13 protein-coding genes are annotated in these 16129 nt (G+C 67.9%); 10 read left to right on the top strand and 3 right to left on the bottom strand.

Annotated features, from left to right (window positions below):
* Positions 1–167: 167 nt before the first annotated feature.
* Both trmA and A9G05_RS04995 read right to left on the bottom strand, forming a co-directional pair.
* Positions 168–1262, bottom strand: a complete 1095-nt coding sequence (gene trmA, locus A9G05_RS05000) for a tRNA (uridine(54)-C5)-methyltransferase TrmA (protein WP_069559916.1) — start codon at positions 1260–1262, stop codon at positions 168–170.
* Positions 1262–2554, bottom strand: a complete 1293-nt coding sequence (locus tag A9G05_RS04995; RefSeq protein ID WP_069559915.1) for an NCS2 family permease — start codon at positions 2552–2554, stop codon at positions 1262–1264. Before A9G05_RS04995 ends, trmA begins: the two co-directional genes overlap by 1 nt.
* Positions 2555–3103: 549 nt before the next feature.
* On the opposite strand from A9G05_RS04995, the gene A9G05_RS04990 reads away from it, so the two are divergent.
* From A9G05_RS04990 to A9G05_RS04955, 8 genes are all read left to right on the top strand, one after another.
* Positions 3104–5935 (top strand): xanthine dehydrogenase family protein molybdopterin-binding subunit, encoded by a 2832-nt coding sequence (locus tag A9G05_RS04990; protein ID WP_069559914.1) that lies wholly within the window; start codon positions 3104–3106, stop codon positions 5933–5935.
* Entirely contained in the window at positions 5928–6467 is a 540-nt protein-coding gene (locus A9G05_RS04985; RefSeq protein ID WP_069559913.1) for a (2Fe-2S)-binding protein, read from the top strand. Before A9G05_RS04990 ends, A9G05_RS04985 begins: the two co-directional genes overlap by 8 nt.
* 2 nt (positions 6468–6469) lie before the next feature.
* Positions 6470–7693 (top strand): cytochrome c, encoded by a 1224-nt coding sequence (locus A9G05_RS04980; RefSeq protein WP_069559912.1) that lies wholly within the window; start codon positions 6470–6472, stop codon positions 7691–7693.
* A gap of 13 nt (positions 7694–7706) precedes the next feature.
* Complete coding sequence (locus A9G05_RS04975; protein WP_069559911.1) at positions 7707–8678, top strand: XdhC family protein; 972 nt, start codon at positions 7707–7709, stop codon at positions 8676–8678.
* 205 nt (positions 8679–8883) lie between these two features.
* Complete coding sequence (locus tag A9G05_RS04970) at positions 8884–9456, top strand: NTP transferase domain-containing protein (RefSeq protein ID WP_069559910.1); 573 nt, start codon at positions 8884–8886, stop codon at positions 9454–9456.
* 285 nt (positions 9457–9741) lie between these two features.
* A complete protein-coding gene (locus A9G05_RS04965) occupies positions 9742–11184 on the top strand; it encodes a cytochrome ubiquinol oxidase subunit I (RefSeq protein WP_069559909.1) in 1443 nt (480 codons plus the stop codon).
* 2 nt (positions 11185–11186) lie between these two features.
* Complete coding sequence (gene cydB / locus A9G05_RS04960; RefSeq protein ID WP_069559908.1) at positions 11187–12194, top strand: cytochrome d ubiquinol oxidase subunit II; 1008 nt, start codon at positions 11187–11189, stop codon at positions 12192–12194.
* Positions 12195–12211: 17 nt separating this feature from the next.
* Positions 12212–12358 (top strand): DUF2474 domain-containing protein, encoded by a 147-nt coding sequence (locus A9G05_RS04955; protein ID WP_069559907.1) that lies wholly within the window; start codon positions 12212–12214, stop codon positions 12356–12358.
* A 447-nt stretch (positions 12359–12805) separates the two neighbouring features.
* On the opposite strand, the gene A9G05_RS04950 is transcribed toward A9G05_RS04955, so the two are convergent.
* Positions 12806–13930 (bottom strand): class I SAM-dependent methyltransferase, encoded by a 1125-nt coding sequence (locus A9G05_RS04950; protein ID WP_069559906.1) that lies wholly within the window; start codon positions 13928–13930, stop codon positions 12806–12808.
* 297 nt (positions 13931–14227) lie between these two features.
* On the opposite strand from A9G05_RS04950, the gene A9G05_RS04945 reads away from it, so the two are divergent.
* Both A9G05_RS04945 and A9G05_RS04940 read left to right on the top strand, forming a co-directional pair.
* Positions 14228–15220, top strand: coding sequence for a TRAP transporter substrate-binding protein (locus tag A9G05_RS04945; protein ID WP_069559905.1), 993 nt, complete (start codon positions 14228–14230; stop codon positions 15218–15220).
* Positions 15221–15325: 105 nt separating this feature from the next.
* Positions 15326–16102: a ferredoxin--NADP reductase gene (locus A9G05_RS04940; RefSeq protein WP_069559904.1), complete on the top strand. Its 777-nt coding sequence runs from the start codon at positions 15326–15328 to the stop codon at positions 16100–16102.
* Positions 16103–16129: the final 27 nt, after the last annotated feature.

Here is a 16129-nt window from a genome sequence, read left to right as displayed (position 1 = left end):
AGGGCGGGCTTCAGGCCACCGTCTGTAGCGGCAGCGGATTCGATCCCGGGCGTAGGGTGGACCGCGTTCCACCGGTCCACCATCGGCGCCCGCCGGCAATACCTACGGGTGCCGCGCCAACCTGCATGCGTGGGGTGGGCTTCAGCCCACCGCTTGGCGCCTTGGTCTCAGCGGCGCACCAGCAGCACGCCGGATTCCATGTGGTGGGTGTAGGGGAACTGGTCGAACAGGGCGCAGCGCTCGATGCGGTGGGTGTCGTGCAACTGGGCGATGTTGGCGGCCAGGGTCTCCGGGTTGCAGGAGATATAAAGGATGCGTTCGAAGCGGCGGGTCAGCTCGCAGGTGTCCGGGTCCATGCCGGCGCGGGGCGGGTCGACGAACACGGTGCCGAAGTCGTAGCCCTTGAGGTCGATGCCGGCCAGGCGGCGGAAGGGCCGCACTTCGTTGAGGGCCTCGGTCAGCTCCTCGGCGGAAAGGCGCACCAGGGTCACGTTGTCCACGCCGTTGTCGGCGAGGTTGGCCAGGGCGGCGTTGACCGAGGTCTTGCTGATCTCGGTGGCCAGCACCTGGCGGGCGCGGGTGGCCAGGGGAAGGGTGAAGTTGCCGTTGCCGCAGTACAGCTCCAGCAGGTCGTCCTGGCGCTCGCCCATGGCCTCGAAGGCCCAGGCCAGCATCTTCTGGCACACCTCGCCGTTGGGCTGGGTGAAGGCGCCTTCGGGCTGGCGGTAGCGGAAGGCACGTCCGGCGACGGTCAGTTCCTCTTCCACGTAGTCACGGCCGATGACGATGCGCTTGCCCTTGGAGCGGCCCACCAGGCTCACGCCCAGTTCGGCGGCGAGCTTTTCGGCTTCGGCCTTCCAGGCATCGTCCAGGGGGCGGTGGTAGCAGAGGGTGATCAGCGCGTCGCCCGACAGGGTGGTGAGGAACTCCACCTGGAACAGCTTGAACGACAGCACCTGGCTCGCCTGCCAGCCGGCCTTCAGACGCGGCATCAGCTCGTTGATGCGGCGGCTGGCGATGGGGAAGTCCTCGATCAGCACCGGGGTGAACTTGTCGCCGGCCTCGAACATCGCATAGTGGCGGTTCTCGTTGCCGGTCTCGCGCCACAGGCGGAACTCGGCGCGCAGGCGGTAGTGCTCGCGGGGCGAGTCGAACACCGCCGGTTCCGGCGCATCGAAGGGCGCCAGCAGGGCCTTCAGGCGCGCAGCCTTGTCGGCGAGCTGGGCTGCGTAGCCGGCGGGATCGAACTGCGGGCGGCTCATCAGTGGAAGAACCCCATCTTGATCACGAACAGCACCGCGAGGATCACCAGCGCCGGGCTCAGCTCGTTGAAGCGGCCGGCCAGGGTCTTGACAGCGGCCCAGGCGATGAAGCCGAAGGCGATGCCGTCGGCGATGGAGTAGGTGAAGGGCATTGCCAGGGCGGTGATCAGCACCGGGGCGGCGGTGGTCAGGTCGTTCCAGTCGATCTCGGCCAGGCCCGCGGCCATCAGCACGGCGACGAAGAACAGTGCCGGCGCGGTGGCGAAGGCGGGCACGCTGCTGGCCAGCGGGGAGAGGAACAGCGCCAGCAGGAACAGCACGGCGACCACGATGGCGGTCAGGCCGGTGCGGCCGCCGGCGCTGACGCCGGCTGCGGATTCGATGTAGCTGGTGGTGGTGGAAGTGCCCAGCAGCGAGCCGCCCATGGCGGCGGTGGAGTCGGCAATCAGCGCGCGCCCCATCTTCGGCATGTGGCCGTCGGCGCGCATCAGGCCGGCCTTCTTGGCCACGGCGATGAGGGTGCCGGAGTTGTCGAAAACATCGACGAAGAGGAAGGCGAAGATCACGCTGACCAGGCCGATTTCCAGCGCGCCCTTGATGTCCAGTTGCAGGAAGGTGGGGGCCAGGGACGGCGGCATGGAGACGATGCCGCCGAACTTCGACACGCCCAGGGCGATGCCGGCGAGGGTGACGGCGAGGATGCCGATCAGCACCGCGCCGGTCACCTTGCGCGCCTCCAGGGCGACGATCAGGAAGAAGCCGAGAACGGCCAGCACCGGCTCGGGTTTGGCCAGGTCGCCCAGGGTCAGCATGGTCACCGGGTGGGACGCGACGATGCCGGCCTTCTGCAGGGCGATCAGCGCCAGGAACAGGCCGATGCCGGCGGCGATGGCCGAGCGCAGTTCCAGCGGGATGCTGTTGATGATCCATTCACGGATCTTGAAGATCGACAGCACGAAGAACATGCACGCCGAGATGAACACCGCGCCCAGGGCCACCTGCCAGGTGTGACCCATGTGCAGCACCACGGTGTAGGTGAAGAAGGCGTTCAGGCCCATGCCCGGCGCGAGGGCGATGGGGTAGTTGGCGATCAGGCCCATGACGGTGGAGCCGATGGCCGCCGCCAGGCAGGTGGCGACGAACACCGCGCCCTTGTCCATGCCGGTCTCGCCGAGGATGTCGGGGTTGACGAAGAGGATGTAGGCCATCGTCAGGAAGGTGGTCAGGCCCGCGAGGACCTCGGTGCGCACGTTGGTGCCGTGCGCCTTGAGTTGGAACAGTCTCTCCAGCATGTGTGCTCCCCGTGACGTCTGCGCGTCGTGTTGGCCCGGACTGCAAGCAGTCAAGCACAGCGCCTGCGGATGGGCGCCGTTTCTGTCTGCCCGGCAAAAAAGGCGCGCATCATATCAGCTCGCCCGGTGCCGGAGCAGGCCTTGGCGGACGGACTGCCGGTCATCTCCGGACCCGTGGGGCGCTGCCCTCGGTGCAGCCGATCGCGCTGGGCCGGGGTGGGGAGCAGCCACATTCACAAGTCGGTGACCAGCGGGGTGCTCACCCCGCTCATCGCAACTGCGGCCGCTGGCCATGGTGAGCATCCGCAAGCCGCTGGTGGTGCACACGCGGGCCGGCCGAACCGGGTGCGACGCGATGACTCTTGCGAGGGCGAAATCTTTCTGACCGCGTGGACAATTTTTCCTTGTGCCGGCTCGCCAGATGGATAGAATCTGACCCCCGAGTCAATACCCTCGACCTTTCCCTGGTTCGGCCCCGCGTAACGGGGCTGACGGATTTTCACGCACAAAGAAAAGGGGCCGGCCTGACCGAGACCCCGAGGAATGGGCATGTCCAACCGTGATTTTTCCCGCCGCGCCTTCCTGCAGGGCAGCGTCATCGCCGGTATCGGCGTCACGCTCGCCCCGCTGGGCAGCCCGGCCTTCGCTGCCTTGTTCGAAGACCGTGTCACCGCCTCGCCGCAACCCTGGTTCACCCCCAACGGCCAGGCCCGCGCCCGCATCGACGGCGTGTCCAAGGCCTGCGGGGCGAAAGTGTTCGCCCGCGACATCCGCGCCCAGGACATGCCCGGCTGGCCGCGCCAGCAGGGCCACGCGATGCTGATCAAGGCCACCCGCGCCGATCACCTCTACGCCGGGCTCGACCTGTCCATGCTTGACGCCGGCCTGCAGCCGGACCGCGTGGTGACCGCCGCCGACCTCGCCCGTGACGGCATCGCCTTCCCCGAAGGCCACAGCCCGGACCCGCTGCTGCCGGAAGGCCAGATGCCGATGTTCATCGGCCATCCGGTGGCCCTGCTGATCTGGAATGACTTCGAGCGCTTCCGCCGGGCCAAGAACCTGCTGCGCTACAACGACAAGGTGGTGCGCTACGGCGCCCAGGCCCCGCTGTTCGAGCGCGACCCCTACGGCAGCTTCCGCTTCGTCCGCGTCGGTGGCGACACGCCCTACGAGGCGGACCGCTTCTCCAGCCTGAAGGACAGCATGCTGTTCCCCATCATCCGCCAGCGCAAACCGACCTGGAGCCAGCAGGCGGACATCAACGGCGACCTGACCCAGCAGGGCCTGTTCCACGCCCAGCAGATGGAGCAGACCCTGGGCACGCCGCCGGAAGGCTGGCTGGTCTTCGACGAGCGTTACACCACCCAGTCCATCGAGCCGGCGGCCCTGGAAGCCGACAACGGCAACGGCTGGTACGACGCCGCCACCGGCACCCTGCACTTCGTGGTTGCCACCCAATGCCCCTTCGAGGCCGCCGAGCAGACCGCCCACATGCTGGCGCCGTCGCGCTTCAAGGTGCGCAAGCTGAACATGCACCCCGGCTACACCGTCGGCTACGGCACCAAGGACAACAACATCTTCGTGTTCTACGCCGCCCTGGCCGCGATCTACGGTGAAGGCGTACCGGTACGCCTGGCCAACGACCGCTACGAGCAGTTCCAGAGCGGGATCAAGCGCCACCCCTTCGACATGCACTACCAGCTGGCGGTGAAGAAGGACGACCTGTCGTTCCAGATCTTCCGCGCCCACATGGACGTCGACGGCGGCGGCCGCATCAACTACAGCCCCTCGGTGGCCGCAGTCGGCGCCACGGCGGCGCAGTCCATCTACTACATGCCGCAGAGCGACTTGGCCGCCACCGCCTACCACTCCCGTGGCGTGGAGGCCGGCTCGGTGCGGGGCTACGGCACCCTGCAGACTATGGCCGCCACCGAGATGATGGTGGACGAGGTGGCCGAGCGCCTGGGCGTGGACGCCATCGAGCTGCGCCGCCGCAACGTCTTCAAGTCGGGCATGAAGAACACCCAGGGCGCCATTCCCGCGGGGGCCCTGCGCCTCGACGAGATCCTCGACAAGGCCGCCCAGCACGAGCTGTGGAAGCAGCGTGACGCGCGCAAGCGCGAGGAAGAGGCCAAGGACCCGGACAACCTCTACGGCATAGGCTTCGCCATCTGCCAGAAGGACTTCGGCACCGGGGCGGAAGCGCCCATGGCCAGCCTGGAGTTCAATGCCGAAGGGCGGGTGTTCCTGCGCCAGATTGCCATCGACATGGGCACCGGCACCGCCACCTCCCAGGCCCTGCTGGTGGCCGACTACCTCGGTCACCCGGCCGACGAGATCCGCACCGGCGTCACCGAGTGGCCGGAGCTGGGCCTCACCACCAGCGGCAACCCCTACCTGATCAGCCAGGCCGAGCAGGACGCCGCCCTGAAGAACCCGCGCTGGGTCGGCAAGCTGGCCTCGCCGTCCTCGGCCACCAACTCCTCCTACTACTCCGGCCACGCCACCCGCGAAGCCGCGCGCGTGCTGTTCAACCACGGCCTGTGGCCGGCGGCCCTGGCCATCTGGGGCCGTGGCGAATACGGCGGCCTGGCCAACCCCTACGTGGTGCGCCGCGAGGACGCCCACTGGGTGGAAGGCAAGCTGACCGCCAACGGCCTGCCGCCGATCCCCTTCGAGCTGCTGGCGCACAAAGCCCACGAACTGGGCCTGGTCACCGGCGTCAGCGTCCACGGCTTCAACCGCTGGGCCTGGGCCGAGGCGGAGTTCGAGATCAACGGCAACCGCGACACCCTGCCCCTGGACGCCGTGGCGGTGAAGTACGGCGACGGCGCCCCGGCGGCCACCCGCGCACGCATGAACCGCGACGGCTACCACCTGCTGGACCGCACCCGCGTGGAATACCCGCCGACCCAGCTGAACAACGCCATGGTCACCTACTACAGCCCTGTGGCCACCCTGGTGGAGGTCAAGGTGAACAAGGGCAGCGGCGAGGTCCGCGTGCTCAGCCACCACTCCTGGCTGGAGTGTGGCCGGGTGATCGTGCCCGAGCTGGTCCGTGGCCAGCTCGAAGGCGGCATCGCCATGGGCATCGGCCACGCTCTGCTGGAGGAGATGCCCCGCTACGAGGGCGGCCCCGGCGAGGGCACCTGGAACTTCAACCGCTACGTGTTGCCGCGCGCCAAGGATTGCGCCGTGTGGAGCCAGAGCGCCGAGATCCTCCCGCCACTGTCGCCGAGCGACCCGGCCAAGGGCATCGCCGAGGTGGTGATGATCCCGGTGGTCGGCGCCATCGTGAACGCCGTCGCCCATGCCACCGGCAAGCGCCTGCGTGACCTTCCCCTGAACCCCGCCCGCATCAAGGAGGCCCTCCATGGCTGATCGCGCGCTGAGCATGACCGTCAACGGCCAGGCCGTCGGTCCCCATGACGTGGCGGACGACCTGCCGATGATCGACTACCTCCACGAACACCTGAACCTCACCGGCTCGCGGCTGGGCTGTGGTCAGGGCATCTGCCACGCCTGCGTGGTGATCCTCGACAACCCGGACGGCACCAGCGAGGAAGTGCGCACCTGCATCACCGGCGCCCACTACTTCGCCGGCAAGCGCGTGCGCACCATCGAGGGCCACGCCCGCCGCGACGCCCAGGGCGCCGTGAGCGAGCTGAACCCGGTGCAGCAGAAGTTCGTCGACCGCTTCGCCTTCCAGTGCAGCTACTGCACCCCCGGCTACGTCAACGCCGCCACCGTGCTGGTGGAGAAGGCCCAGCGCCAGCCCATCCCCCGCAGCCAGGTGGAAGACGCCATCGAAGAGGCCCTGGGCAGCCACATCTGCCGCTGCACCGGCTACGTGCGCTACTACGAAGCCGCCGCAGAAGTGCTGGAAGACCTCGGACTGGTGAAGGAAGGCTGAGCATGAAAGCACTGATGATCGCGGCGGGCCTGACCCTGCCGCTGCTGGCCAGCGCCGCCGACGCCCCCCGGGACGCGGCGCAGATCGAGCACGGGCGCTACGTCGCCCGGGCCGCCGACTGCGTGGCCTGCCACAGCATCGAGGGCGGCGCGCCCTACGCTGGCGGGCTGCCGCTGGCCTCGCCGTTCGGCACCATCTACGGCACCAACATCACCCCGGACAAGGAACACGGCATCGGCCGCTACAGCGCCGACGACTTCTTCCGCGCCCTGACCGAGGGCGAGAAGCCCGACGGCACCAAGCTCTACCCGGCGATGCCCTACACCTCCTACCACCTCATCAGCCGCGAGGACTCCGACGCCCTCTACGCCTACCTGATGAGCCTGGAGCCGATCGCCCGGCCGAGCCCGAAGACCGAGCTGGCCTTCCCCTTCAACCTGCGCTTCGGCCTGTCCTTCTGGAACATGCTCTACAAGAACCGCGTGCAGTTGGAGCCGGCGGACGGCAAGAGCGAGCAGTGGAAGCGCGGCCAGTACCTGGTGGACGTGCTCGGCCACTGCGGCGAGTGCCACACCCCGCGCAACGCCCTGGGTGCCCTGCAGCAGGAACAGCGCCTGGAGGGCGGGGTGATCCTCGGCTACCTGGCGCCGAGCCTGAAGGCCGATGACATGGCTGCGCGCGGCTGGAGCACCGAGGACCTGGCCACCTTCCTGCGCCATGGCGTCAGCGCCCAGGGCACGGTGTTCAACGAGATGTACCCGGTGCTGCACCACAGCTTGCAGTACCTGCCGGAGGTGGATCACAAGGCCATGGCGGTGTTCCTCATGGGCGACCAGCCACCGGCCCCGGCGGTCATCGCCACACGCCCGCTGGCCGAGCTGAGCCCCAGCGCCCAGGCCGGCCGGCAGGACTACCTGAACGTCTGCGCCGGTTGCCACGGCGCCGAAGGGCAGGGCATCCCCCACGTGGCGGTGGCCATGGCCGGCAACACCACCCTGCGCCAGGCCGACTCGCGCAACCTGTTGCGGGTGATCGACGACGGCATCCGCGAGCAGCAGTTCACCGGCTTCGAGCGGATGCAGCCGATGCCCGGTTTCAGCGATAAACTCGACGACCCGCGCCTGCGCGACCTGCTCAACTACCTGCGCCAGACCTGGGGCGGGCTCGATGACGAGCTGACCCTGGAGCAGGTGAAAGCCCTGCGCGCGGACGTGCCCACCCACTGATAGGTCCCCGTCGATGCAACACCTCGATCTGCTGGTCGTGCGCAAGGCCCTGGAATGGTCGGTTTCCGGGCGCACGGTGTGGCTGTGCACCGTGCTCGCCACCTATGGCTCGGCGCCCCGCGCGCCGGGTTCGCTGCTGGCGGCCACCGCCGACGGCCACTGGATCGGCTCGCTGTCCGGCGGCTGCGTGGAGGATGACTTCCTCGAACGCCTGGCCGCCGGCGTCTTCGAACGGCCGGTGCAGGTGGTGCGCTACGGCGACGGCAGCGACACCCACGCGTCCATCCGCCTGCCCTGTGGCGGCATCCTCGACGTGCTGGTGGAGCGCCTGCCGGCGGACTGCGAGGCCCAGGCGCACCTGCGCGAGCTGGAAGGCGCCCTGGCCGGCCAGCGCCGGCTGATCCGCGAGGTGGCCCTGGGCGACGGCACGCGCCGCCTGCTGCCGGACCGCGACCAGGGCCCCCGGGTGCTGCGCGAGGCCGAGCGGGTACAGCTGCGGATTGGCGCAGCCCAGCGCCTGCTGCTCGCGGGCTACTCCAGCGTGGCCCAGGTGTGCGCCGAGTTCGGCCTGAGCCTGGGCTTCGAGGTGGTGCTCTGCGACCCCCGCGAGGAGGCGCTGCAGGGCGTCGAACTGCCGGGTGTGGAGATCCGCCGTGAGCTGCCCTCAGAATACATCCGCCTGGGCGGCTGCCACGCCGACACGGCGGTGGTGGCGCTGACCCACGACCCGAAGATCGACGACCTGGCGATGATCGAGGCGGTGCGCACCGAGGCCTTCTACATCGGCGTGATGGGCTCCATGGCCACCAGCGCCAAGCGCCTGGAGCGCCTGCGCCGGGTGGGCGGTCTGTCGGAGGCGGAGATCGCCCGGATCATCGCCCCCATCGGCCTCAACCTCGGCAGCAAGACCCCGGCGGAAATCGCCCTGGCGGTGATGGCGGACATCGTCCGCGTGCGCAGCGGGGTTGCCCGCGAGCGGGTGTGAGGGCCAGGCTCCCGTAGCCCGGGCTTCAGCCCGGGGCTGTGCAACTCGGCAGCGGCCCGGGCAGCCTGGCGGCTGCCATCGCGAATGAATTCGCTCCCACGCTTGTACGCTTCCGTCCTTGCCTTGTTCCCGGGCTGAAGCCCGGGCTACGTTTCGCGCCTGCACATTCAAATTCGCCCCCTTCGTCCGAACCCCTGGAGTGCTTATGCCCAAGGTCGTCGCCCTGATCCTCGCTGCCGGTTTCGGCACCCGCTTCGGCAGCGACAAGCGCCAGGCTGTGCTGGGCGACGGCCGCACCCTGCTGGCTGCCAGCCTGGCGCGGGCAGAGGCAGTGTTCGACGAGGTGCACCTGGTGCTGCGGCCCGAGGACGAAACGGCCCGCCTGGGCGTGCCCGACGGGGCGCGGATCATCCGTTGCCAGGACGCGAACCAGGGCATGGGCCACAGCCTGGCGGCCGGCGCTCGCGCCCTGGCCGGTCACCCCGCCGAAGCGCTGGCAGTGCTGCTGGGGGACATGCCCTGGATCACCGAGGCCAGCCTGCGGGCACTGCAGGCCCAGGCCGCACCGGGACGCATCGTGTTTCCCCGCTACCAGGGCGAACGGGGCCATCCGGTGCTGTTCGGGCGGGACTTCTGGGCGGAGCTGCAGGGCCTTCACGGCGACCAGGGTGCCCGCCCGGTGTTGCAGGCCCACCCGGATGCCTGCGTGGCGCTGGCGCTGGACGACCCCGGCGTGCTGCGCGACGTGGACCACCCCGACGCCCTCTGCTCCGACTAGTCATGCAGCCGCTCAAGGACGGCGCCGCACCGTGGGTGCTGCGGCGTTCGGTCGCGCGGCAGCCTGTCGCGCGGCAACGAACCACAGCAACCCCTGCGCTAGGCTTGGTTAATCTTCAAGCGCATTGATCCGCATCAATAAGTCGTGGGCGGAAATGGTATTGGGCCGACCGGTCCGCTTCCCGCCCGCCTGCGATTCCATAAGAACAATTACGACCTGGCGCGGTTCCAAGTGCGATGGAACCCGCTGGCCCGTGCCTGTTTCAACCTGATTAGAGGAATCGTCATGTTCGGTTTGGAGGCTCTCGATCTCGCCCGAATGCAGTTCGCCTTCACCGTGTCCTTCCACATCATCTTCCCGGCCATCACCATTGGCCTGGCGAGCTACCTCGCCGTGCTGGAAGGCCTGTGGCTGAAGACACGGCAGGAGGTCTACCGCGACCTGTATCACTTCTGGTCGAAGATATTCGCCGTCAACTTCGGCATGGGCGTGGTGTCCGGCCTGGTGATGGCCTATCAGTTCGGCACCAACTGGAGCGCGTTCTCCGACTTCGCCGGTTCGGTGACCGGGCCGCTGCTGGCCTACGAGGTGCTGACCGCGTTCTTCCTGGAGGCCGGCTTCCTCGGTGTGATGCTGTTCGGCTGGAACCGCGTCGGCCCGGGCCTGCACTTCTTCTCCACGGTGATGGTGGCCATTGGCACGCTGATCTCCACCTTCTGGATCCTCGCCTCCAACAGTTGGATGCAAACGCCCCAGGGCTTCGAGATCGTCGACGGCCGGGTGATCCCCACCGACTGGTTCGCCGTGGTGTTCAACCCGTCCTTCCCTTACCGTCTGATGCACATGGCCACCGCCGCCTTCCTCGCCACGGCGTTCTTCGTCGGTGCCTCGGCGGCCTGGCACCTGCTGCGTGGCCGGGATAACCCGGCAATCCGCAAGATGCTCTCGATGGCCATGTGGATGGCGCTGATCGTCGCGCCTGTGCAGGCCTTCATCGGCGACCTGCACGGCCTCAACACCCTCAAGCACCAGCCGGCGAAGATCGCCGCGATGGAAGGGCACTGGGACAACAGCCACGGTGAGGCGACCCCGCTGATCCTCTTCGGCTGGCCGGACATGGAACGCGAGGAAACCCGCTTCAAGGTGGAGATCCCCTACCTCGGCAGCCTGATCCTCACCCACAGCCTGGACAAGCAGGTGCCGGCGCTGAAGGAGTTCCCCAAGGAAGACCGACCGAACTCCACTGTGGTGTTCTGGTCCTTCCGCATCATGGTCGCCCTGGGCCTGGCGATGATCCTCGCCGGTGTCTGGAGCCTGTGGCTGCGCTGGCGCGGCGGGCTGTTCAGCTCCCGCCCGTTCCTCTACTTCTGCCTGTGGATGGGCCCCTCCGGGCTGATCGCCATCCTCGCCGGCTGGTTCACCACCGAGATGGGTCGCCAGCCCTGGGTGGTCTACGGACTGATGCGCACCAGCGAGGCGGTGTCCCAGCACAGCGTGGCGCAGTTGAGCCTGACCCTGGTGATGTTCGTGGTGGTCTACTTCGCCGTCTTCGGCGCCGGCTTCGCCTACCTGATGCGCCTGGTGCGCAAGGGGCCGATCACCGACGAAGGCAAGGAACAGGGCACCGGCGGCCCCGGTCAGCAACGCACCCCGGCGCGGCCCCTCTCGGCGGCCGACGAATCGGTGGACGATGACACCAGCGGCGATGCGCTGGGTACGAGGAATTGAACATGGGTATCGACCTTTCTCTGATCTGGGCCGTGATCATCATCTTCGGCGTGATGATGTACGTGGTGATGGACGGCTTCGACCTCGGCATCGGCATCCTCTTCCCCTTCGTCAAGGACGACACCGAGCGCGACGTGATGATGAACACGGTGGCGCCGGTGTGGGACGGCAACGAGACCTGGCTGGTGCTGGGCGGGGCGGGGCTGTTCGCGGCCTTCCCGCTGGCCTACTCGGTGGTGCTCTCGGCGCTGTACCTGCCGCTGATGTTCATGCTCATCGGCCTGGTGTTCCGCGGCGTGGCCTTCGAGTTCCGCTTCAAGGCCAAGCCCGCCAAGCGCCACCTGTGGGACAAGGCTTTCATCGGCGGTTCCATTGCCGCCACCTTCTTCCAGGGCGTGGCCTTGGGCGCCTACATCGAGGGCCTGCCGGTGGTGAACCGTGCCTATGCCGGCGGCTCCCTGGACTGGCTGGCGCCGTTCCCGCTGTTCTGTGGCCTGGGGCTGATCGCCGCCTATGCGCTGCTCGGCTGCACCTGGCTGATCATGAAGACCGAAGGGCGCTTGCAGCAGCAGATGCATGATCTGGCGCGGCCGCTGGTGCTGGTGCTGCTGGGCATCACCGGCATCGTCAGCGTGTGGACGCCGCTGGCTCACGAGGCCATCGCCCAGCGCTGGTTCAGCCTGCCCAACCTGTTCTGGTTCCTGCCGGTGCCGATTCTGGTGCTGGTGTGCACCTGGGCGCTGCTGCGGGCGGTGGCGAACAATGCCAACCACCTGCCGTTCGTGCTCACGCTGGTGCTGATCTTCCTCGGCTACAGCGGCCTGGGCATCAGCCTGTGGCCGAACGTGATCCCGCCGGCGGTGAGCGTCTGGGATGCCGCGGCGCCGCCGCAGAGCCAGGGCTTCGCGCTGGTGGGGGCGCTGTTCATCATCCCGTTCATCCTCGTGTACACGGCGTGGAGCTACTACGTGTTCCGCGGCAAGGTCACCCCGGACCAGGGCTACCACTGATAGGCAGGAGAGCGACCATGAACCTCGACGACACCCCGAAGAAGCCCCTGTGGCAACGCCTGGGCTGGCTGGTGGGCATCTGGGCCCTCAGCGTCCTGGCCCTCGGCGTGGTGGCCTACCTGCTGCGCATGGTGATGACGGCCGCGGGGCTCAGCACCCACTGAGCAGCCTGGGCGCGGCGCCGAGCATTCCCGGACTGAAGTCCGGGCTACGGTCGGACGCTGCGTTGTGTGCGCTCATGTCGTTCGCCAGGCTGTGGAGTTTCGTCCGGCGTAGGGTGGATGCCGCTCTTTGCATCCACCGTGCGGGGCTTGGCGCGGTGGGGGGGTGGATCGATGAAGCGCGATCCACTCTACGGCTGTAGCCGTGCGCGGCGACGAGTGTTCCCGGACTGAAGTCCGGGCTACGGTTGGCGTTGCGTCGTGTGCGCTCATGCCGTTTGCCAGGCTGCGGAGTTTCGTCTGGGCGTAGGGTGGATGCCGCTCTTTGCATCCACCGTGCGGGGCTTGGCGCGGCGGGGTGGTGGATCGATGAAGCGCGATCCACGCCCCCGTAGGATGGCGCTGAGCGCAGCGATGCCCATCGATCCGCGCGCACCTTCTTCCGCCTCCTTACTTGCTGGCTTTGAGGATCACGAACTTCGGCGTGGCGGCGACTTGTTCGACGCCGCGGAACAGCCGCTTGAGCTTGGCGTGGTAGCCCAGGTGGCGGTTGCCGACGATCCACAATTCGCCCCCCGTCACCAGCGCGTTGCGCGCCTGCACGAACATCCGCCAGGCGAGGAAGTCGCCCACCACCTGCTGCTGGTGGAACGGCGGGTTGCACAGCACCAGGTCCAGTGAGTCCGCCGGCTGCTCGGCCAGCCCGTCGCCGGCGCGGATGTCCGCCGGGCGCTCGCCCAGGGTTGCCTGCCAGTTTTCCCGGGCCGATTGCACGGCCATGTAGGACTCGTCCACCAGCGTCAGCTCGGCCTCGGGGTTGGCCAGGGCGTAGGCGATGCCGAGGATGCCGTTGCCGCAGCCGAGGTCGGCGGTACGCACGCGGGCCAGGCCGCGCGGCAGGTGCGGGAGGAAGGCGCGGGTGCCGATGTCCAGCCCGTCGCGGCAGAACACGTTGGCGTGGTTCAGCAATTCCACGCGCGGTTCGTCCAGTCGGTAGCGGGTCGGGTAGGGCGAGGCGACGAACGGCTTCGCTTCCGGCATGGCGATCAGCAGGCGCGCCTTCTTAACTGCCAGAGAGGGCTGCATCGGTCCGATGTACTTGGCCAGCAGGTCGCCGGCGGCATGGGGCAGGTGCTTGACCATGCCGGTAGCTACCACCTGGGCGCCGGGGGCCAGTTGGCCGTGCAGGCGGATGAGCTGTTCTTCCAGCAGGGCGAGGGTCTTGGGCACGCGGATCAGCACCCGGTCGAACGGCCCGCTGAGCGGTTCGCTGGCCGGCACGAAGCGCACCGGGGCGCCCTCCAGGCCGTTGCGCGCGAGGTTGCGCGAGAGGCCGAGGAAACCCAGGTGCGAGTCACCGCTGCTGGTGACCTGCAGGTGCGGAGCGAGGCTGGCGGCGAGGGCGCCGAAACTGTCGTTGAGGACCAGGACGCGGGTGTTGCATGACGGTGCCTGGGCATGGAGGTGGTTGAGCAGGTACTCGTCAGCGGCGTCGAAGGCCTGCAACGGCTCGCCCTGCTGGTCGGGAACGCGGACAAGGTCGAGCTGGGCGAAAGGGGTTACCAGGAGGGCCATGAAAGAATCTGCTGAAACTGAGAGGTGGTTGGGGAAACCGGCGCTTGTCTATTGCCCCGATATCACTAGAATTTCGCGCTTCCGCTGCGGCGGGCCCGGACGGGCCCCGTGCGCCGAAGCGGCACCAATAATAACCAGGCCTCGGGCTTTTCTCTGCCCTGAACGACCTGGTACGCCGTTTGACGGTGCGAATCCGCTGGTTGGGGGCGGGTCGACCACCGAACCACACATCGAATCCGGACGGAGCCCGCGCCTTTCTGCGCGGGCTTCGCCGTTGTCATTTGCATAGGTGCTTGCATGTACAGGTCTCTGCTGGGGGCGGTCTTCGCCTCGCTGTTCGTCTTTTCCAATGCGGTGCTGGCTGACGAGCCGGTGCTGATCAAGTTCTCCCACGTAGTGGCCGAGGACACCCCCAAGGGCAAGGGTGCCCTGTTGTTCAAGAAGCTGGTGGAAGAGCGCCTGGCCGGCAAGGTCAAGGTCGAGGTCTACCCGAACTCCACGCTCTTCGGCGATGCCAACGAGATCGAGGCGCTGAAGAAGGGCGAGGTGCAGATGCTGGCGCCGTCGCTGTCCAAGTTCGAGGCCTACACCAAGCAGCTGCAGGTGTTCGACCTGCCCTACCTGTTCAACGACCTGGAGGCAGTGAAGCGCTTCCAGAAGCGTGAGAAGAGCCGCGAGCTGCTACGTTCCATGTCCAAGGACGGCATCTACGGCCTGGGCTACTGGAACAACGGCATGAAGGTGATGACCGCCAGCCGTGAGCTGCACAAGCCCGAGGACGCCAAGGGCCTGGCCTTCCGCATCCAGCCTTCCTCGGTGCTGGAGTCGCAGTTCGCCCAGCTCGGCGCCACCACGGTGAAGATGCCCTTTGCCGAGGCCTTCAAGGCCTTGCAGGCGGGCACCATCCAGGGCACCGAAGGCCCCTGGTCCAACGTGGCGACCCAGAAGATCGACACCGTGCAGCCCTACGTGATCGAGACCGGTCATGGGTCGATCAGCTACATGCTGATCACCAACTACAAGTTCTGGATCGGCATCCCCTACGAGACCCGCACCGAGCTGGAGGCGATCATCGACGAGGTCACCGCCGAGGTGAACAAGGAAGCCGAGGCGATGAACGAGAAGGACCGCGAGAAGGTGATCGCCGCTGGCCGGGCCAAGGTCATCACCCTCACTCCTGAGGAGCGCGAAGCCTGGCGTCAGGTGATGATGCCGGTGTGGAAGAAGTACGAGGCCGAGATCGGCGCCGACGTGCTGCGCGCCGCGCAGACCGTCAACCGCAAGCGCTGATGCCTCCCGGCTGTCCGCCGCCCGGCGGATAGCCACATGGCCCGCGGGTGTTTGCCGGGCCGGCTTTGCGCGAGACTGGCGCGGTATCCGACCCGGAGCCGTGCCATGTCCGCCAGCGACGAGAAGTTCACCCGCCAGACCCTCCGTGAGGTCCGGCCCCTCACCCAGAACCTGTTCACCCTGCGCACCACCCGTGACCCGGGCTTTCGCTTTCGCGCCGGCCAGTTCGCCCGCCTGGGCGTGACCAAGGCCGATGGCAGCACGGTGTGGCGGGCTTATTCGATGGTCTCGGCACCCCATGACGAGTTCCTCGATTTCTTCTCCATCGTCGTGCCCGGTGGGGAGTTCACCTCCGAGCTGAGCCGGCTGGCGGTGGGCGACACCCTGCTGGTCGACAAGCAGGCCTTCGGCTTTCTCACCCTCGACCGCTTCGTCGACGGCCGCGACCTCTGGCTGCTGGCCACCGGCACCGGCGTGGCGCCGTTCCTGTCGATCCTGCAGGACCTGGAGGTGTGGCAGCGCTTCGAGCGCATCGTGCTGGTGTACAGCGTGCGTCATGCGGCGGAGCTGGCCTATCAGCCGCTGATCCGCGGCCTGGCAGGGCTGGAGCACCTGGAAGGCGTGGCCGAGAAGTTCCTCTACCTGCCTGTGGTCACTCGCGAAGCCCACCCGGGGTGTCTGGGTGGGCGCATCACCAGCCTGATCGAGAACAGCGAGCTGGAGCGCGCCGCCGGGCTGGCGCTGGAGCCGGAGCATTCGCGGGTGATGCTCTGCGGCAACCCGCAGATGATCGAGGACACCCGGGCGGTGTTGAAGGCGAGGGGGATGAACCTGTCGCTCAGCCGGCGACCGGGGCAGGTGGCGGTGGAGAATTATTGGTAGAGCGAGTTGGGCAGATGCACGCGCCAG

The sequence above is a fragment of the Pseudomonas sp. ENNP23 genome, assembly GCF_001728945.1.
Classification (GTDB): domain Bacteria; phylum Pseudomonadota; class Gammaproteobacteria; order Pseudomonadales; family Pseudomonadaceae; genus Metapseudomonas; species Metapseudomonas otitidis.
Note: the sequence above shows the minus strand (reverse complement) of the source record. Positions and strands in the feature narration are given on the sequence as shown.